The sequence below is a fragment of the Bradyrhizobium sp. GW821-FHT12B03 genome (assembly GCF_058807535.1).
In genome coordinates, this window is sequence record NZ_JBXAQU010000002.1 from 530,168 (window position 1) to 544,321 (window position 14,154).

Annotated in this window: 14 protein-coding genes; 8 read left to right on the top strand and 6 right to left on the bottom strand. The window is 65.6% G+C overall.

Going from position 1 to position 14,154, the window contains the following annotated elements; genetic code table 11:
• Positions 1–4 precede the first annotated feature (4 nt).
• Positions 5–943, top strand: a complete 939-nt coding sequence (locus AC1RUR_RS06440) for a dihydrodipicolinate synthase family protein (RefSeq protein WP_492842251.1) — start codon at positions 5–7, stop codon at positions 941–943.
• Between the two features lie 210 nt (positions 944–1,153).
• On the opposite strand, the gene AC1RUR_RS06445 is transcribed toward AC1RUR_RS06440, so the two are convergent.
• The 6 genes from AC1RUR_RS06445 to AC1RUR_RS06470 are packed head-to-tail and all read right to left on the bottom strand — an operon-like array spanning position 1,154 to position 6,733.
• Positions 1,154–2,458: an LLM class flavin-dependent oxidoreductase gene (locus tag AC1RUR_RS06445; protein ID WP_492842252.1), complete on the bottom strand. Its 1,305-nt coding sequence runs from the start codon at positions 2,456–2,458 to the stop codon at positions 1,154–1,156.
• 16 nt (positions 2,459–2,474) lie between these two features.
• Positions 2,475–3,233 (bottom strand): ABC transporter permease, encoded by a 759-nt coding sequence (locus AC1RUR_RS06450; protein WP_492842253.1) that lies wholly within the window; start codon positions 3,231–3,233, stop codon positions 2,475–2,477.
• A complete protein-coding gene (locus tag AC1RUR_RS06455; RefSeq protein ID WP_492842254.1) occupies positions 3,230–4,045 on the bottom strand; it encodes an ABC transporter permease in 816 nt (271 codons plus the stop codon). Before AC1RUR_RS06455 ends, AC1RUR_RS06450 begins: the two co-directional genes overlap by 4 nt.
• Positions 4,042–5,058, bottom strand: coding sequence for an ABC transporter substrate-binding protein (locus AC1RUR_RS06460; RefSeq protein ID WP_492842255.1), 1,017 nt, complete (start codon positions 5,056–5,058; stop codon positions 4,042–4,044). Before AC1RUR_RS06460 ends, AC1RUR_RS06455 begins: the two co-directional genes overlap by 4 nt.
• A 23-nt stretch (positions 5,059–5,081) precedes the next feature.
• Positions 5,082–5,873, bottom strand: coding sequence for a class II aldolase/adducin family protein (locus AC1RUR_RS06465; protein ID WP_210337778.1), 792 nt, complete (start codon positions 5,871–5,873; stop codon positions 5,082–5,084).
• The gene (locus AC1RUR_RS06470) at positions 5,870–6,733 is read right to left on the bottom strand and encodes an ABC transporter ATP-binding protein (RefSeq protein ID WP_492842256.1); all 864 of its coding nucleotides are present in this window, start codon (positions 6,731–6,733) and stop codon (positions 5,870–5,872) included. Before AC1RUR_RS06470 ends, AC1RUR_RS06465 begins: the two co-directional genes overlap by 4 nt.
• Positions 6,734–6,750: 17 nt before the next feature.
• Here AC1RUR_RS06470 and AC1RUR_RS06475 point away from each other — a divergent pair, with 17 nt between their 5' ends.
• The 7 genes from AC1RUR_RS06475 (at position 6,751) to pdxR (ending at position 13,960) form a co-directional block, all read left to right on the top strand.
• Entirely contained in the window at positions 6,751–7,674 is a 924-nt protein-coding gene (locus tag AC1RUR_RS06475; RefSeq protein ID WP_492842257.1) for a GntR family transcriptional regulator, read from the top strand.
• Between the two features lie 66 nt (positions 7,675–7,740).
• On the top strand, positions 7,741–8,520 hold the full coding sequence (locus AC1RUR_RS06480; protein ID WP_492842258.1) for an SDR family oxidoreductase: 780 nt from the start codon (positions 7,741–7,743) through the stop codon (positions 8,518–8,520).
• Positions 8,521–8,527: 7 nt separating this feature from the next.
• Complete coding sequence (locus AC1RUR_RS06485) at positions 8,528–9,673, top strand: pyridoxal phosphate-dependent aminotransferase (RefSeq protein WP_492842259.1); 1,146 nt, start codon at positions 8,528–8,530, stop codon at positions 9,671–9,673.
• Positions 9,674–9,684: 11 nt separating this feature from the next.
• Positions 9,685–10,566, top strand: a complete 882-nt coding sequence (locus AC1RUR_RS06490) for an alpha/beta fold hydrolase (protein WP_492842260.1) — start codon at positions 9,685–9,687, stop codon at positions 10,564–10,566.
• Between the two features lie 4 nt (positions 10,567–10,570).
• A complete protein-coding gene (locus AC1RUR_RS06495; protein WP_492842261.1) occupies positions 10,571–11,824 on the top strand; it encodes a Zn-dependent hydrolase in 1,254 nt (417 codons plus the stop codon).
• A gap of 8 nt (positions 11,825–11,832) precedes the next feature.
• The gene (locus AC1RUR_RS06500) at positions 11,833–12,363 is read left to right on the top strand and encodes a flavin reductase (RefSeq protein WP_492842262.1); all 531 of its coding nucleotides are present in this window, start codon (positions 11,833–11,835) and stop codon (positions 12,361–12,363) included.
• On the top strand, positions 12,350–13,960 hold the full coding sequence (gene pdxR, locus AC1RUR_RS06505) for a MocR-like pyridoxine biosynthesis transcription factor PdxR (RefSeq protein ID WP_492842263.1): 1,611 nt from the start codon (positions 12,350–12,352) through the stop codon (positions 13,958–13,960). The genes AC1RUR_RS06500 and pdxR overlap by 14 nt, the downstream gene beginning before the upstream one ends.
• The last annotated feature ends 194 nt before the right edge of the window (positions 13,961–14,154 follow it).

Below are 14,154 nucleotides of genomic sequence, written 5' to 3' on the forward strand. Positions count from 1 at the left end.
GGCGATGTCGGGGTTGCAGACATTCGGTGATCGCCTGCGCGGCATCCATGCCGCCACGATCGTGCCGATGACGCCCGACTTCGAGGTTGACGAGGCGCAGCTGGCGGCGCATCTGGCTTCGGTCGCGTCCACGCCGGGCATCAATGGGCTCCTGGTCAACGGCCATGCCGGCGAGAATTTTGTGCTATCGCTGGCCGAGAAACGGCGCGTGGTGGAGCTGGCGCGTGAGCACGCGCCGAAGAGCTGCCTGATCGTCGCCGGGGTCAATCATGAATCGAGCCTGGAGGCAGCGCGTGAGGCGGCCACACTGGAGCAGGCCGGTGCGGACGGGCTCCTGGTGTTTCCTCCCAACAGCTGGGCACTTGGCCACGCCGACGACTGCGTGATCGAACATCATCGCCACATCCGCGATGCGACGACCGTCCCCTTGATGCTCTACGCTGCACCGGTCGGCGCGGGTGCTATGGCCTATGCGCCGCTGCTGCTGGAGCGGCTCCTCGCCGACCCTCGCTTCGTTGCGATCAAGGAAGGCAGCTGGGAGGTCGCAACGTACGAGCAGAACCTGCGGCTGATCCATAAGCTGCGGCCGGAGTTCGTCGTGCTCGGTTCCGGCGACGAGCATCTGCTGACGAGCTATCTCGTTGGCTCCGCCGGCAGCCAGGTCAGCCTTGCCTGTGTCGTGCCCGAGCTCGTGGTCAGCCTCTGGGCTGCGGCGGAAGCCGGCGATTGGGAGCAGGCGCGTGCCGCGCACGAGAAGCTCTATCCGCTTGCGGTCGCGATCTATCGCGATGCGCCGGGAGGACGCGCGACGGTGCGGCTCAAGGCCTGCCTGAAGCTGCTCGGGCGTCTCTCATGCGACGCGGCGCGACCGCCGCAGCCGCGGGCCACACCAAACGAGTTGCAGGCGCTCGAACAGGCGCTGCGGATTGCGGGCGCGCTCTGAAGCCTGATGGCTTTTGGTTGGCTCGATCTCGCGGCGGGATCGGTCACCTCTCCCGCTTGCGGGAGAGGTCGGCGCGTCCCGGGCGATGCGAAGCATCGTCCCGCGCGCCGGGTGAGGGTTCTATCCTCTTGGGGAATCTTACCGCGGAGACACCCTCTCCCCAACCCTCTCCCGCAAGCGGGAGAGGGAGCGCACCTGCCCGCCAATGCTCTAAACCGCGAAGAACGGATTGGGCGGCCGCGCGAGGCCGAGGTGATCGCGCAATGTCGTGCCCTCGTACTCGGCGCGGAACAGCCCGCGCTCTTGCAAAATGGGCACGACGAGCTCAACGAAATCCTCGAACCCCTCGTGAAAATACGGCGGCATGACGTTGAAGCCGTCGGCGGCGTGCTGCTCGAACCAGAGCTGGAGCGTGTCGGCGATGCGCTCGGCGGAGCCGCACAGCACCCAATGGCCGCGGGCGGCTGCGGTGAGATTGTAGAGATCGCGCAAGGTCATGTTCTCGCGCCGGCCCTTGGCGAGCATGACGCTGGCGAAGCTGTGATAGCTGTCGGACGGCGCGATGTCAGGGATCGGCCCGTCCAGATCATAGGCCGACATGTCCCGGCCGAAGCGATCGGACAGGATCGCAAGCGCGTTGCTGCCGCTGACGAAGCTCTGGAGCACGTTGAGTTTTTCGAACGCCTCCTTGTCGGTGCGGCCGACCACGGGCATCACGCCCGGCAGCACCGTGACGTCCTCGGCCTTGCGGCCGAACGACGGCAGCCGCGTCTTGAGCGAGGTGTAGCCGGCCTTGGCCTCGTCGATGTCCTGCACCACGGAGAATACGATATCGGCGGTGCGGGCGGCGAGCGCTTGACCAGCCTCGGAGCCGCCGGCTTGCAGCACGACGGGGCGGCCTTGCGGGCTGCGGCCGATATTGAGCGGGCCCTTCACCTTGAAGAACGCACCGTCATGGTCGATCGGGCGCAGCTTTGCCGGATCGATGTAGAGGCCGCTCTTGCGGTCGGCGACGATGGCATCGTCCGCCCAGCCGTCCCACAGGCCCTTGACCACGTCGAGGAACTCGCCGGCCATCTCGTAGCGGCGGGCGTGGTCGGGATGAGTGGTACCGAAATTCGCAGCCGTTGCCGGATTGGCGGTCGTCACCGCATTCCACGCCGCGCGGCCTTTGGAGATGTGGTCCAGCGAGGCGAACACGCGCGCGACCGAGAACGGATCGCTGTAGGTGGTGGAGACGGTCGCGCCGAGCCCGATGTGGCTGGTCGAGGTCGCGAGCGCCGCCAGCATCGTCAGCGGCTCCAGCCGCAGCGTGTAGGAGGGATGGGCCGCGGCATCGGCATAGAGATTGTCGCCCATGAAGATCAGATCGAACTTGCCGCGCTCGGCGGTGCGGCCGATCTGCTGGATCGCCGCAAAATCCTGAAAGTTGTCGACCGCGCCGGGATAGCGCCAGCCCGCGACATGGCTGCCGGTGCCCAGGATGAACAGGCCGAGATGCATCTGTCGTTTCATGGTGCTTTTCCTGGCGTCACGTCCAGAACAGGATCTTGCGTTCGAGGAAACCGATCAGGCCGAAGAAGGCGAGGCTCGCGGCGGACGCCACGAAGATCGCCGCCCAGACCTGGACGAAATCGATCTGGAGCACGGCCTGGTAGATCACCCAGCCGAGCCCGCCATGGGCACCGAGCATTTCAGTGACGATCGCCACGATGACGCTGCGCACGGTCGAGACGCGCATGCCGGCCAGCAGCAGCGGCAGCGCGGTCGGCAGGCGCAGGCGCCACAGCACGCCGAAGCGGCTTGCGCCAAAACTCTTCATGAGATCGACGGCGCGGCGATCGACACGGTCGAGCCCGGCCAGCATCGACAGCAGGATGGTGAAGCTCACTGCCATCGCCACCATCACGATCTTCGAGCTGACGCCGATGCCGAACCACAGCAGGATCAGCGGCGAATAGCCGACCACGGGCACCGAATTGATCGCGGTGGCAAGCGGCAGGATCGCGCTCCGCAACGCCGGCACCAGGGCGATGGCGACGGCAAGGCCGATGCCGATCAGGCAACCGAGTCCGTAGCCGACCAGTGCTTCGAGCAGAGTGTAGCCGGCGGCATCAATGAGGATTGCGCGCTTGGACCAGAGGCCGGCGAGGATGTCGCTGACGGCCGGGAGAACATAGGCCGGCAGATGCAGTCCGCGCGCCGCGCCTTCCCAGCACGCGACCAGGAGGACGGCGCCCAGAATGCCGCGCTGGACGGCGAGCGAAGGGGAGGCAAGCGCGCGGCTCATTGCTCGGCATTCCAGAACACGAGCCTGCGCTCGACTGCGGCGACGACAGCATAGAAGCCGGTGCCGAGCAGCGCGGCGGCGAGCAGGGCCCCCCAGATCGCGACGACGTTCTCGGTGAACATGGCCTGGAGCAGCAGCACGCCGAGCCCGGTGGTGTCGCCGAACCATTCGCCGACGATGGCACCGACGAGGCTCAGCGATGCGGCAAGGCGTAGCGCCACGAAGATCTGCGGCAGCGCCGTCGGCAGCTGCAAGCGCAGCAGGAGCTGGCGGTTGGAGGCGCCGAAGCTGCGCATCAGATCGACCTGCCTGGGGTCGACGGTCTCCAGGCCCAGCAGCGTGTTCACCGTCACCGGAAAGAAGGTCAGGTAGAAGGCGATGATCGCCTTGGCGAGCAGCGTGTTGCCGAACCACAGCACCACCAGCGCGCCGAAGGCGATGACCGGAATGGTCTGCGACACCACGAAGATCGGAAAGATCATCTCGCGCAGCGCGCGGATTCGGAAGAACACGACGCCCATCAGCACGCCGAACGCGCCGCCGGAGGCAAAGCCGATCAGCGTCTCCGCCAGCGTGCGCAGGAAGCCGTCGACATAGGCGCGCGGCGTCGCCGCCATCGCCATCAGAATCGTGCTGAGGCGCGGCAGGTAATAGGGCCGGATGCCGAACAGCAGCACCGCGCCTTCCCAGACCACCGCCGCAATGGCGAGACCGAGCAGGAGCCGGATCAGCTTGCGCAGCGAATCCGGCATCGCAAGCGACCGCGCAGCCGCGCGGCCGTCACCGAGCGATGTCGCAGCAGGGCTGCTCACGGCAGCCGGTCCGCCGCCGGGATGCTCTGGATGAAGCTGGCGTCATAGGCGGCAGCGAGGTCGACCGGCTTGGAGATGACGCCGTATTTCAGGAAGAAGTCGTGGGCGGTCTTCACCGCATCGGCGTCGATCCAGAACATGCCGTTCTTCGCCGCTGCGCCTGCCGTCATCAGGCGCTTCACTTCAGTGAGCATGAATTCCTGCTGCGCGCGGTCGAGCGTGGGCGCTGCGGCCATCACGGTGTCAACGGCGCCCTTGGGATCGGAGAACGCGTCCTTCCAGCCCTTCAGCGAGGCCCGCAGGAACGCCTTGACCAGCTCCGGCTTCTCCTTGGCGGTCGCTTCGGCCACGATCAGCGTGTCGCGCGGGAAGGTGATACCGTAATCCTCGGCGACGAAGGTCTTCAGACTGTCCTTCGGCATGCGCGACTGGATGGTGTAGAACTCGTTGTAATAGGTCGCCGTGATCACGTCGACATTGCCGTCGACGAAGGGCGTCACCGAGACCTGCTGCGGCTGGATCTTCAGTTCATCCGGCTTGATGCCTTCCTTGGCCAGCATGCCGTTGAGCACATGATTGGCGCCGGTGAACCAGGTGGTGACGGTCTTGCCCTTGAAGTCCTGGATCGTCTTCACCGGCCCGTCCTTGCGGGTGACGAAGATGAAGGGCGTGATCTGGTGCGAGATGCCGATGCAGACGATCGGCAGGCCCTTGTCGCGGGCCGCGAACACGCTATCGGTGCCGCCGGAGAGGCCGAACGTGTCGGCACCGGTCGCAACCAGATTTTCGGTGAGCAGGTTGGGCCCGCCGGGATTGATGGTGAGGTCGATGCCTTCGGCCTTGAAGTAGCCCTTGGCGGCCGCGACGTAGAAGCCGGCGAACTGCGCCTGCGGCAGCCATTTCAGCCGCAGGCTTGCCTTCTGCAACTCAGCGGCGGGCGCAGCCGTGACAAGCGAGCCGGTCGCCAGTGCGATGGCGGAGAGGACGGAGAAGGCGTGGCGTCGGCTCAACATGGTCATACTCCAGAGGATGAAAATCAATTGCGATAGGACGGATCGGTACGGTCGAGCTGGCGCATCAGCGCCGGCCATTCGCGTTCGCCGGGCACGAGGATGTCGCCCTGCAATTCCCAGAACTGGCGGGCGGCCTTCTCGCAGACCTCGTGTGGCGGCATTACCAGCTTGGCGCCGGCTGCGGCGGCGGCCTGCATCTGGAGCTGGATTCGCGCGGCGCGCTCGAAATAATACAGCAGCATGAAGGCCTCGCCCGGCGTGCGGCCGACGGTCAGGATGCCGTGGTTGCGCATCAGCATCACCTTGTGCGGGCCGAGATCGCGCACCAGGCGGACCTGCTCGTCGAGGTCGATGGCGACGCCCTCGTAATCGTGGAAGGCCTGGCGATCGTAGAAGCGCATCGCGAACTGGCTGAGCGGCAGCAGGCCCTTCTCTTGTCCTGAGACCGCGACGCTCGCGTCGGAATGGGTGTGCAGCACGCAGGCCGCGTCGTGGTTCGAGGTATGGATCGCGGCATGGATGACGAAGGCGGCGACGTTGACGGCTTGCGGCGTGTCGTCGAGCTTGTTGCCTTTGGTGTCGATCTTGACGAGGCTCGACGCCGTGATCTCGTCGAACAGCAGCCCATAGGGATTGATCAGGAACTGGTCGTCGTGACCGGGCACGCGCATGGAGATGTGATTGTAGATCAAATCGTCCATGCCCAGCCTGGCAACCATGCGATAGCAGGCTGCAAGCTTGATGCGGGCGTCCCACTCCGCCGGATCAATCCCGCGCGGTGCGGCTTGCGGTTCTCTCGCTGGCATCGCATTCACTGCGGCTTCTCCTGCGCGATGGCGGATTGGAACGATTTCATGCTTTCCTCCTCGATCGCGTCGAGCAGCGTGCGCTTGAGGCGCACGAATTCGGGGGAGGTGACGATCTCGGGCCGGCGCGGACGGGGGAGGTCAACGACCTGTTCGAGCTTCACCGAGCCGGGACGCGCCGTCATGACCAGCACGCGGTCGCCGAGGAAGATCGCCTCGTCGACGTCATGGGTGATGAAGAGAATGGTGCGGCGGTATTTCTGCCAGACATCGAGCAGCCAGCGCTGCATCATCGCCCGCGTCAGCGCATCGAGCGCGCCGAACGGCTCGTCCAGCAGCATCAGGTCGCGCTCGAACAGGAAGGTGCGCATCAGGGCGACGCGCTGGCGCATGCCGCCGGACAATTGGTTGGGATACTGCTTCTCGAAGCCGGCGAGGCCGAACTCGGGCAGCATCTTCAGCGCCTTGGCGCGCGCCTGCTCCCGCGGCATGCCCTCGACCTCGAGCGCGAGGATGGCGTTGTCCACGACGTTGCGCCAGGGAAACAGCAAATCGCGCTGCGGCATGAAGGAGACGCGGCCGAGCAGGTCGGCGGCATGGCAGCTCTTGCCCTCGAAGCGCAGAATGCCGCCGGCATCGGGCTCTTCAAGGCCGGCGACGATGTTGAAGAGGGTGCTCTTGCCGCAGCCGCTGGGCCCGACGACGGTGACGAATTCGCCGGGAGCGACGCTCGCCTCAAGTCCCGACAGCGCCGCGACGGAGCCAAAAGTCTTGTTGATCGCGCGCAGCTCGAGCAGCGGCTCGGGCTTCGGGTGAGCCTGCGGGGCTTCGATGGTCTGTCCGGGATCGGGGAGGCGGGCGGCCTGCACCGGCATGTCCTTGTATAATGGCGGCGGCCATTCGCATACCAAAGCGGACCGCGTTAAAATCTCTTAGCAACTCGTGTGCCAGTGCCATTTCCGGGCAAATCAGGCATAAGACTTGCGAGACCAGCGGCGAAAAGGTCGGAGAGACGCGTATCTCCGCGAGAGAACAGGCCATTTCGCTGGGATATGAGGGCCATTATGTATACCTATTTTGGCATCGGAGAAACATGATGGCGGATATTGGTGCACATAGCGGAGGCAAGCGCGTCAAAAATGGGCACGAAACCCTCGCCGCGAGCCCCGGCATGACCCTCGCCGAGAGCCTGCGCCAGAAGCTGGAAGGGGCGATCGCGGCTGGCCATCTCGAGCCGGGCAGCCGGCTCGACGAGCAGGAGATCGCCCAGCGCTTCGGTGTCTCGCGCACGCCGGTGCGGGAAGCGTTCCGCTTGATGGCCGCCAACAATCTGGTCGAGCTGCGTGGCCGGCAGGGCGCGACCGTCCGCAGCATCAAGGCGCAGGCGCTGATCGAGATGTTTCAGGTCATGGCGGAGCTGGAAGGGCTCTGCGCGCGGCTTGCCGCCCGGCGCGTCTCGCAAGCCTGGGGAGCCGAAATTGGCGAGATTCACCAGAGGCTTGTGGCGGCGGGCGACACCGGCGACATCGACGTTTTCTACGATATCAACCAGGAGTTCCACGAGGCGATCTACGAAGCCTCGCGCAACATTTTCCTCGCCGACCAGACCCGCAAGCTGCGCAACCAGGTGGCGGCGTATCGCCGCCGGGTGACGCGCATGCCGAACCGGATCGCCGACACCGTCCGCGAGCACGAGGCGATCATGCAGGCGATCCTCGCCCATGATCCGGAGCGGGCGCACAGCGCCATGCGCGACCACGTCAACCTGCTCGGCGACAACCTGCTGGACTTCCTCGCCGCCTTCGAATGACCGTCCAGCCTCTTGGTATGCAAATTGCTAGACCTTGTATATCTAGCTTGCATCCTGGAGACCCCTGTGGACCTGAAGCTGACGAACAAGACCGCCCTGATCACCGGCGCGTCGAAAGGAATTGGACTTGCGGTGGCCGAGCTCTTCGCCGCGGAGGGGTGTCATCTGCATCTCGCCGCCCGCAACGGCGAGGCGATGCTCGAGGCCAAGAAGCAGCTCGAAGCCCGCCACGGCGTGAAGATCACCATCCACGCGCTCGACCTGTCGAGCACGGCCGCGATGGAGAAGCTCGCGGCCGAGGTCGGCGACATCGACATCCTCATCAACAATGCCGGCGACATCCCGGCCGGCTCGCTTGAGATCCTCGACGACGCCGCATGGCGGCGCGGCTTCGATCTCAAGGTGTTCGGCTACATCACGCTGTCGCGTCTTTACTATCCCCGAATGAAGGGCAAGGACGGCGTCATCATCAACATCATCGGCAATTCCGGCGAGAACTGGGATGCGAGCTACATCGCGGGCTCGACCGGAAACGCGGCGCTGATGTCCTTCACCAAGGCGCTCGGCGGCCGCAGCCTCGATCACGGCGTGCGCGTCGTGGCCGTCAATCCGGGACCGGTTGCCACCGACCGCATGCTCAAGATCATGAAGCGCAAGTCGATCGACATGCTCGGCGACGAGAGCCGCTGGGAGGAACTGTTCGACAAATATCCGGGCAAGCGCCCCGCGACCTCGGAGGAGGTCGCCGATCTCGTCGCCTTCCTGTCCTCGCCGCGGTCCGGCTACATCACCGGCACCGTGGTGACGATCGACGGCGGCATCGCTGCGCGCGGCTCGGTGATCTGAGGCGCCGATGTCAAAGCCTCAATCCGCGGCGCTGGTCCGCAACCGCTATTTCGACGAACTCTCGGCGACGCCGGGACTCTACTGGCTCGGCCAGAACACCAACCATATCGAGAGCCATCCCGCCGTGCGCGAGGCGATGCTGCGCTCGATCGAGGCCGGCGAGTTCAATGCCTATGCCCCGCCGCTCGGCTTCGAGGCGCTGCGCGAAGCGATCGTCGCCGATCTCGGTGTATCAGGCGCTGAGGCGCTGGTGACCGAGGGCGGCGTCAATGCGCTGGCGATGATCTGCCGGGCGCGCTGCAAGCCGGGCACCACGCTGGTGACGACCGATCCGACCTGGAAATGGCCGTGCCTGTTTGCGCGCCAGCAGGGCGCCGAAGTGATCGAGATTCCGATCTACGATCCCGCCTGCAACTACCGCCTGACGCCCGAGGCGTTGAAGGCGAATGTCGATGAGCGCACCGCGATCATCTATCTCGTCGATCCCAACAATCCGCTCGGCATCCGCTACACCCGCGAGGAGATCGAGAGCTTTGCCGCGATCGCGCGCGATTGCGGCGCGCTGCTGGTACACGACTGCACCTATCGCGACTTCGCCGACGGTCACACGCCGGCGCTTCATGTGGCGCCGCAGGGCTCGGTGGTCTCGACCAGTTTTTCGAAATGGCTCGGGCTCGCGGGCCTGCGGATCGGTGCGCTGGTTGCCGCACCCGATCTGTTCGAGGAGCTGGCGCAGACCTCCACCAGCGTGCTCGGTGCCAGCGTCATCGCCCAGCGCGCGGCGCAGGCGGGCTTGTCCGTCAAGGCCGAGTGGATGAAGAAGGTGCGCAGCACCGACCGGGCCAACAAGGCGATGATCCAGGAGGCGGCGGCTGGAATCGAAGGGCTGGCGCTGCCGATCATGCCCTCGCACGGCAACTTTCTGGTGCTGGAGACCATTGCGGCGGGCATCCGCCCCGAGGCGCTGGTCGAGTGCTATCGCCGGCAGGGCATCATGATCCGGCAGGGCACCTATCACACCCAGCGCTTCGGCGACCGTTTTGTGAAGATCAGCACCTCCGTGCCGCAGGCCTGGGCCGAAAAGCTCTGCTCGCTGTTGCCGGAGATGGTCGCGCAGGCGCGCACGCTCAACGACCTGCCGCCGCAATTCTAGGGACGATGCCGATGACGATGATCACAGCGAAGGACGGCGTGAAGCTCTACGTGGAAGAAACGGGCGAGGGCACGCCGATCCTCTTCATCCATGAATTCGGCGGCAATCACGAAAGCTGGGAGCCGCAGCTGCGCTATTTCAGCCGCCGCCATCGCTGCATCAGCTACGCCGCGCGTGGCTATCCGCCTTCGGATGTGCCTGACAGCATGGAAGCCTATTCGCAAGCGATCGCCGCTGACGATGCGGTGGCCGTGCTCGACGCACTCGGAATCGACAAGGCGCACATCGTCGGCCTTTCCATGGGCGGCTTCTGCACGGTGCATTTCGGCCTGCGCACCCCCGAGCGCGCGCTGTCGCTCACGGTCGCCGGCGCCGGCTATGGCTGCGAGAAGGAGTTCGAGGACTATTTTCGCGGCGTCTCGCTCGAAGTCGCCGACAATTTCGAAAAGCAGGGCGCCAAGGAATTCTCGAAGATCTATGCGCTCGGCGCGAGCCGGGTGCAGTTCCAGAACAAGGATCCGCGCGGCTGGCAGGAATTCGCCGACCGCCTCGCCACCCATTCCGATCGCGGCGCCGCCAACACCATGCGCGGAGTCCAGGCGCGGCGGCCATCCTTCTACGATCTCGAAGACGGTCTGAAAAAGATGATGGTGCCGACGCTGGTCGTCGTCGGTGACGAGGACGATCATTGCCTCCAGCCCGGCATCTTCCTGAAGAAGACGATTCCGGCTTGCGGCCTCTCGGTCTTTCCCAAGACCGGCCACACGCTCAATCTCGAAGAACCTGCGGCGTTCAACGCGCTGCTCGCCGAGTTCATCGCCCAGGTCGAGGCCGGACACTGGCTGCCGCGCGATCCGCGCGCGCTGCCGGGCCAGATCATGCGCACGAAATAGGTCGATGACGGGCCTGCCTTTGATCAACGCCAATCGGCTCTGGACCCGCCTGATGGCGCTCGCCGAGATCGGCGCGACTCCCGCCGGCGGGGTCAACCGCCAGGCGCTGAGCGACGGCGAGATCGCCGCATGGCGACGTGTGATCGGCTGGGCGCGCGAGACGGGATTGACGCCGTCGACGGATGCCGCGGGAAACCTGTTCCTGACGCTGGCCGGCCGCGACCGTGCCGCGCCGCCGCTCCTGCTCGGCAGTCATCTCGACAGCCAGCCGACCGGCGGCAAATTCGACGGGGCGGCCGGCGTGATGGCGGCGCTCGAAGCGGTCGTTTCAGCCGCCGAGCAAGGCGAGAAGCCCGCGCGCGACATCATCGTCGTCGCCTGGATGAACGAGGAAGGCTCGCGCTTCGCTCCGGGCATGATGGGCTCGGAGGCCTTTACCGCGGAACGCAGTATGGACGCGATCCGCGCCGCGCGTGATGCGGACGGCATCAGCGTCGGCGAAGCGCTCGATCGTCTCCACCAGGCTTTCCCCGATGTGCCGCACCGGCCGCTCGGCTTTGCGGTCGGAGCCTATCTCGAATTGCACATCGAGCAGGGACCGCTGCTGGAGGCGGCCGGCTGCACCATCGGTGTCGTCACCGGCATCCAGGGAAAGAAGACCTTTCAGGTCGTGGTCGAGGGCGCCGAGGGACACGCCGGCACACTGGCGCAGCAGGAGAGGCGGGACGCACTCGCGGCCTTTGCGCGGATGGCGGCTGCGCTGCATGCCGAGATCGGCGGAATCGATGCCGACATCAAGTTCACCATCGGCCGGGTTACGGTCTCGCCGAATGCACCGTCGGTGGTGCCCTCGCGCGTCAGCTTCAGCATCGATCTGCGTCATCCTGATAATGCCGTGCTCGATGCCGCGGGCGCGCGCATCGCGGTTTTTTGCCAGAAAAGCGCATCACCGTGCACGGTCACGGTGACGCCGCTCGTCGATGCGCCGTCGAACGCCTTTGATCCGCGCCTGCGGGCAAGCATCGCGGAAGCCGCAAATGTGCAGGGGCATTCGGCCATGGAGATCCTCTCCGCCGCCGGTCACGATGCCCGCCATCTCGCCAAGGTTTGCCCGAGCGCGATGATCTTCATTCCGTGCCGCGATGGCGCGAGCCATGTCGAGCACGAATGGGCCGAGCCAGATCATGTTGCCGCCGGCGCGTCCGTGCTCGCACAGGTGCTGCGCGGGCTCGCGCTTGCGCCTGCCATCGAGGGGTGAGGACGCCGATGCAGGACGTGACCCCTCAGGACTACCGCGACGGGATGGCCTGCCTCGGCGCCGCGGTCAGTATCGTCACGACCGACGGCAGCGCGGGCCGCGCCGGATTTACCGCATCCGCGATTTGCAGCGTCACCGACGATCCACCGACGCTGCTGGTCTGCATCAACCGCGGCTCCTCCGCCTATGCCAGCGTGACGCGCAACGAGGTGGTGTGCGTCAACGTGCTCTCGGCCCGGCACGAGCAACTGTCCCGGCTGTTCGGCGGCAAGGTGCCCGCCGAGGAACGGTTTGCCGCCGCCACGTGGTCCACGCTCGCAACCGGTGCGCCGGTGCTGGCCGACGGCGCCGCCGCGTTCGACTGCCAGATTGCCGATATCGTCAATGTCGGCACGCATGACGTGCTGTTCTGCCGGGTCGTCGCCCTGCAAAGATCCGGCTGCACCGACAATCTGATCTATTTCGGCCGCGCCTATCACACGGTCGGGGTGAGCGATCCAGTGGAGACTGGACCCGCATCCGCTCTTGACGCATCCTGAGGCGACGCTGGCTGATATCGCCGGCCATTCCAACAGCCGCCTCCATGTGATGGACCGAGACCGTCAGCCGCACCCGCGCGTCTCCCTCGCGGGGATGCATATCGACCGGACCTCTGCCGTGCCGCTGCATTTGCAGATCGCGGCGCACATTCGCGACGGCATTTTGCGCGGTGTGTTTCCGGCCGGCACGCAATTCCTGGGATCACGCGAGATCGCGCGGGAATTGGGCTGCTCGCGCACGGTGGTGCTGACCGCGTGGGACCTGCTCTACGCCGAGGGCTATCTGGAATCGACGCCGCGCGGCAGCGTGATGGTGGCATCCGTTACGGCCCCGCATGCGAAGCCGCTTTCCGCCACGCCGCCTGCGGCCGCGCCCGCCCACATGTCGAAGCGCTGGCAATCGCTGCTCGCCTTCGACTACGAGACCAACTGGCCGTCCGAGTTCGCCCCCGGCGCGCCCGATATTTCAACCTTTCCCTTCAAGGACTGGTCGCGCCTGCTGCGCCAGAGCTGGCAGAATCCGCGCGAGCAGGAGTGCCTCGATCTTCCCTCGGAAGGTCATCCGCGGCTGCGCAGCGAGATCGCAAATTTTCTCGGCTCCGTGCGCGGGCTGGTCTGCTCGCCGGAGGAGGTTGTCGTCACGTCAGGCACGTCGGGGGCGCTGGATTTCTGCAGCCGGATGATCCTCGATCCCGGCGACGAGGTCTGGGTCGAGGAGCCCGGCTTCGTCGAGGCCCGGTGGGCGCTCACGGCAGCCGGCGCAAAGCTCGTTCCTGTTCCGGTCGACGACAAGGGTCTGGTCGTCTCCGAGGGAATCCGGCGCGCACCGCGTGCGAAGCTGATCGTCGTTACCCCGTCTCACCAATATCCGCTGGGCGTCAGCATGGGCCTGGAGCGGCGCCTCGAGCTGCTCGACTGGGCCAACAGGAACGACATCTGGGTAATCGAGGACGACTACAATTCCGAGTTCAGGCATCAGGACAGCATGATCGCGTCCTTGCGCTCGCTGGATCGCGAGGGGCGGGTGATCTATTTCGGGACCTTCTCGAAGATCATGATGCCGAATTTGCGGCTCGGCTATATGGTCGCGAACAGGCATTTCATCGACGGTTTCTCGAAGGGACGTGCGCGGATCGACGTTCACACCTCCGGCGTCGGACAGCTCGCGCTGGCGGATTTCATGCGGGAGGGGCATCTGCTGCGGCATTTGCGCGGGATGCGCCGGGTCTATGCGGAGCGACGGAAGGCGCTGATCGAGGCGATCGCTGCGCTGATGCGGGATGATCTGACCGTGTCCTCCGCCGTCACCGGACTGCATCTGGTGGCGCTGTTCACCGATGCGATGCGGGCGCGGATCAGTGACCGCGAGGCGGCTGCAAGCCTGAAGCAGGCCGGCATCCACGTGCAGCCGCTGTCGCAGAATTTTCTGGAGCAGCCGACATTGCAAGGTCTGGTGTTCGGATACGGGCGGCTGCGCGTCGAGGATGCATCTCCGCTGCTGGCGAGAATCGCGGCTTGCATCGGCAGGGGCTCCCGCAACGCAGCATCCGACCCCGCGATATCCTCTCTTACTGTTCTTACAATAAAGAGAAGCTGAGCCGACCGCTGTGCATAGCTCATAGGCAGGTGACTCTCCCGCAGCGCCGTTCGATCGCCTGCAAATTAGACAGACGATTTCGAGCGCGCCGATTGCGGTGCAGCGGGTGTTGCGATTTGCGCGGAGAAATCCGTGGTGCGCTGCACTTTCCTCGCGTGGAACAGTCGTCGCGTGCGTGCTCTCTGCGTGGGCAC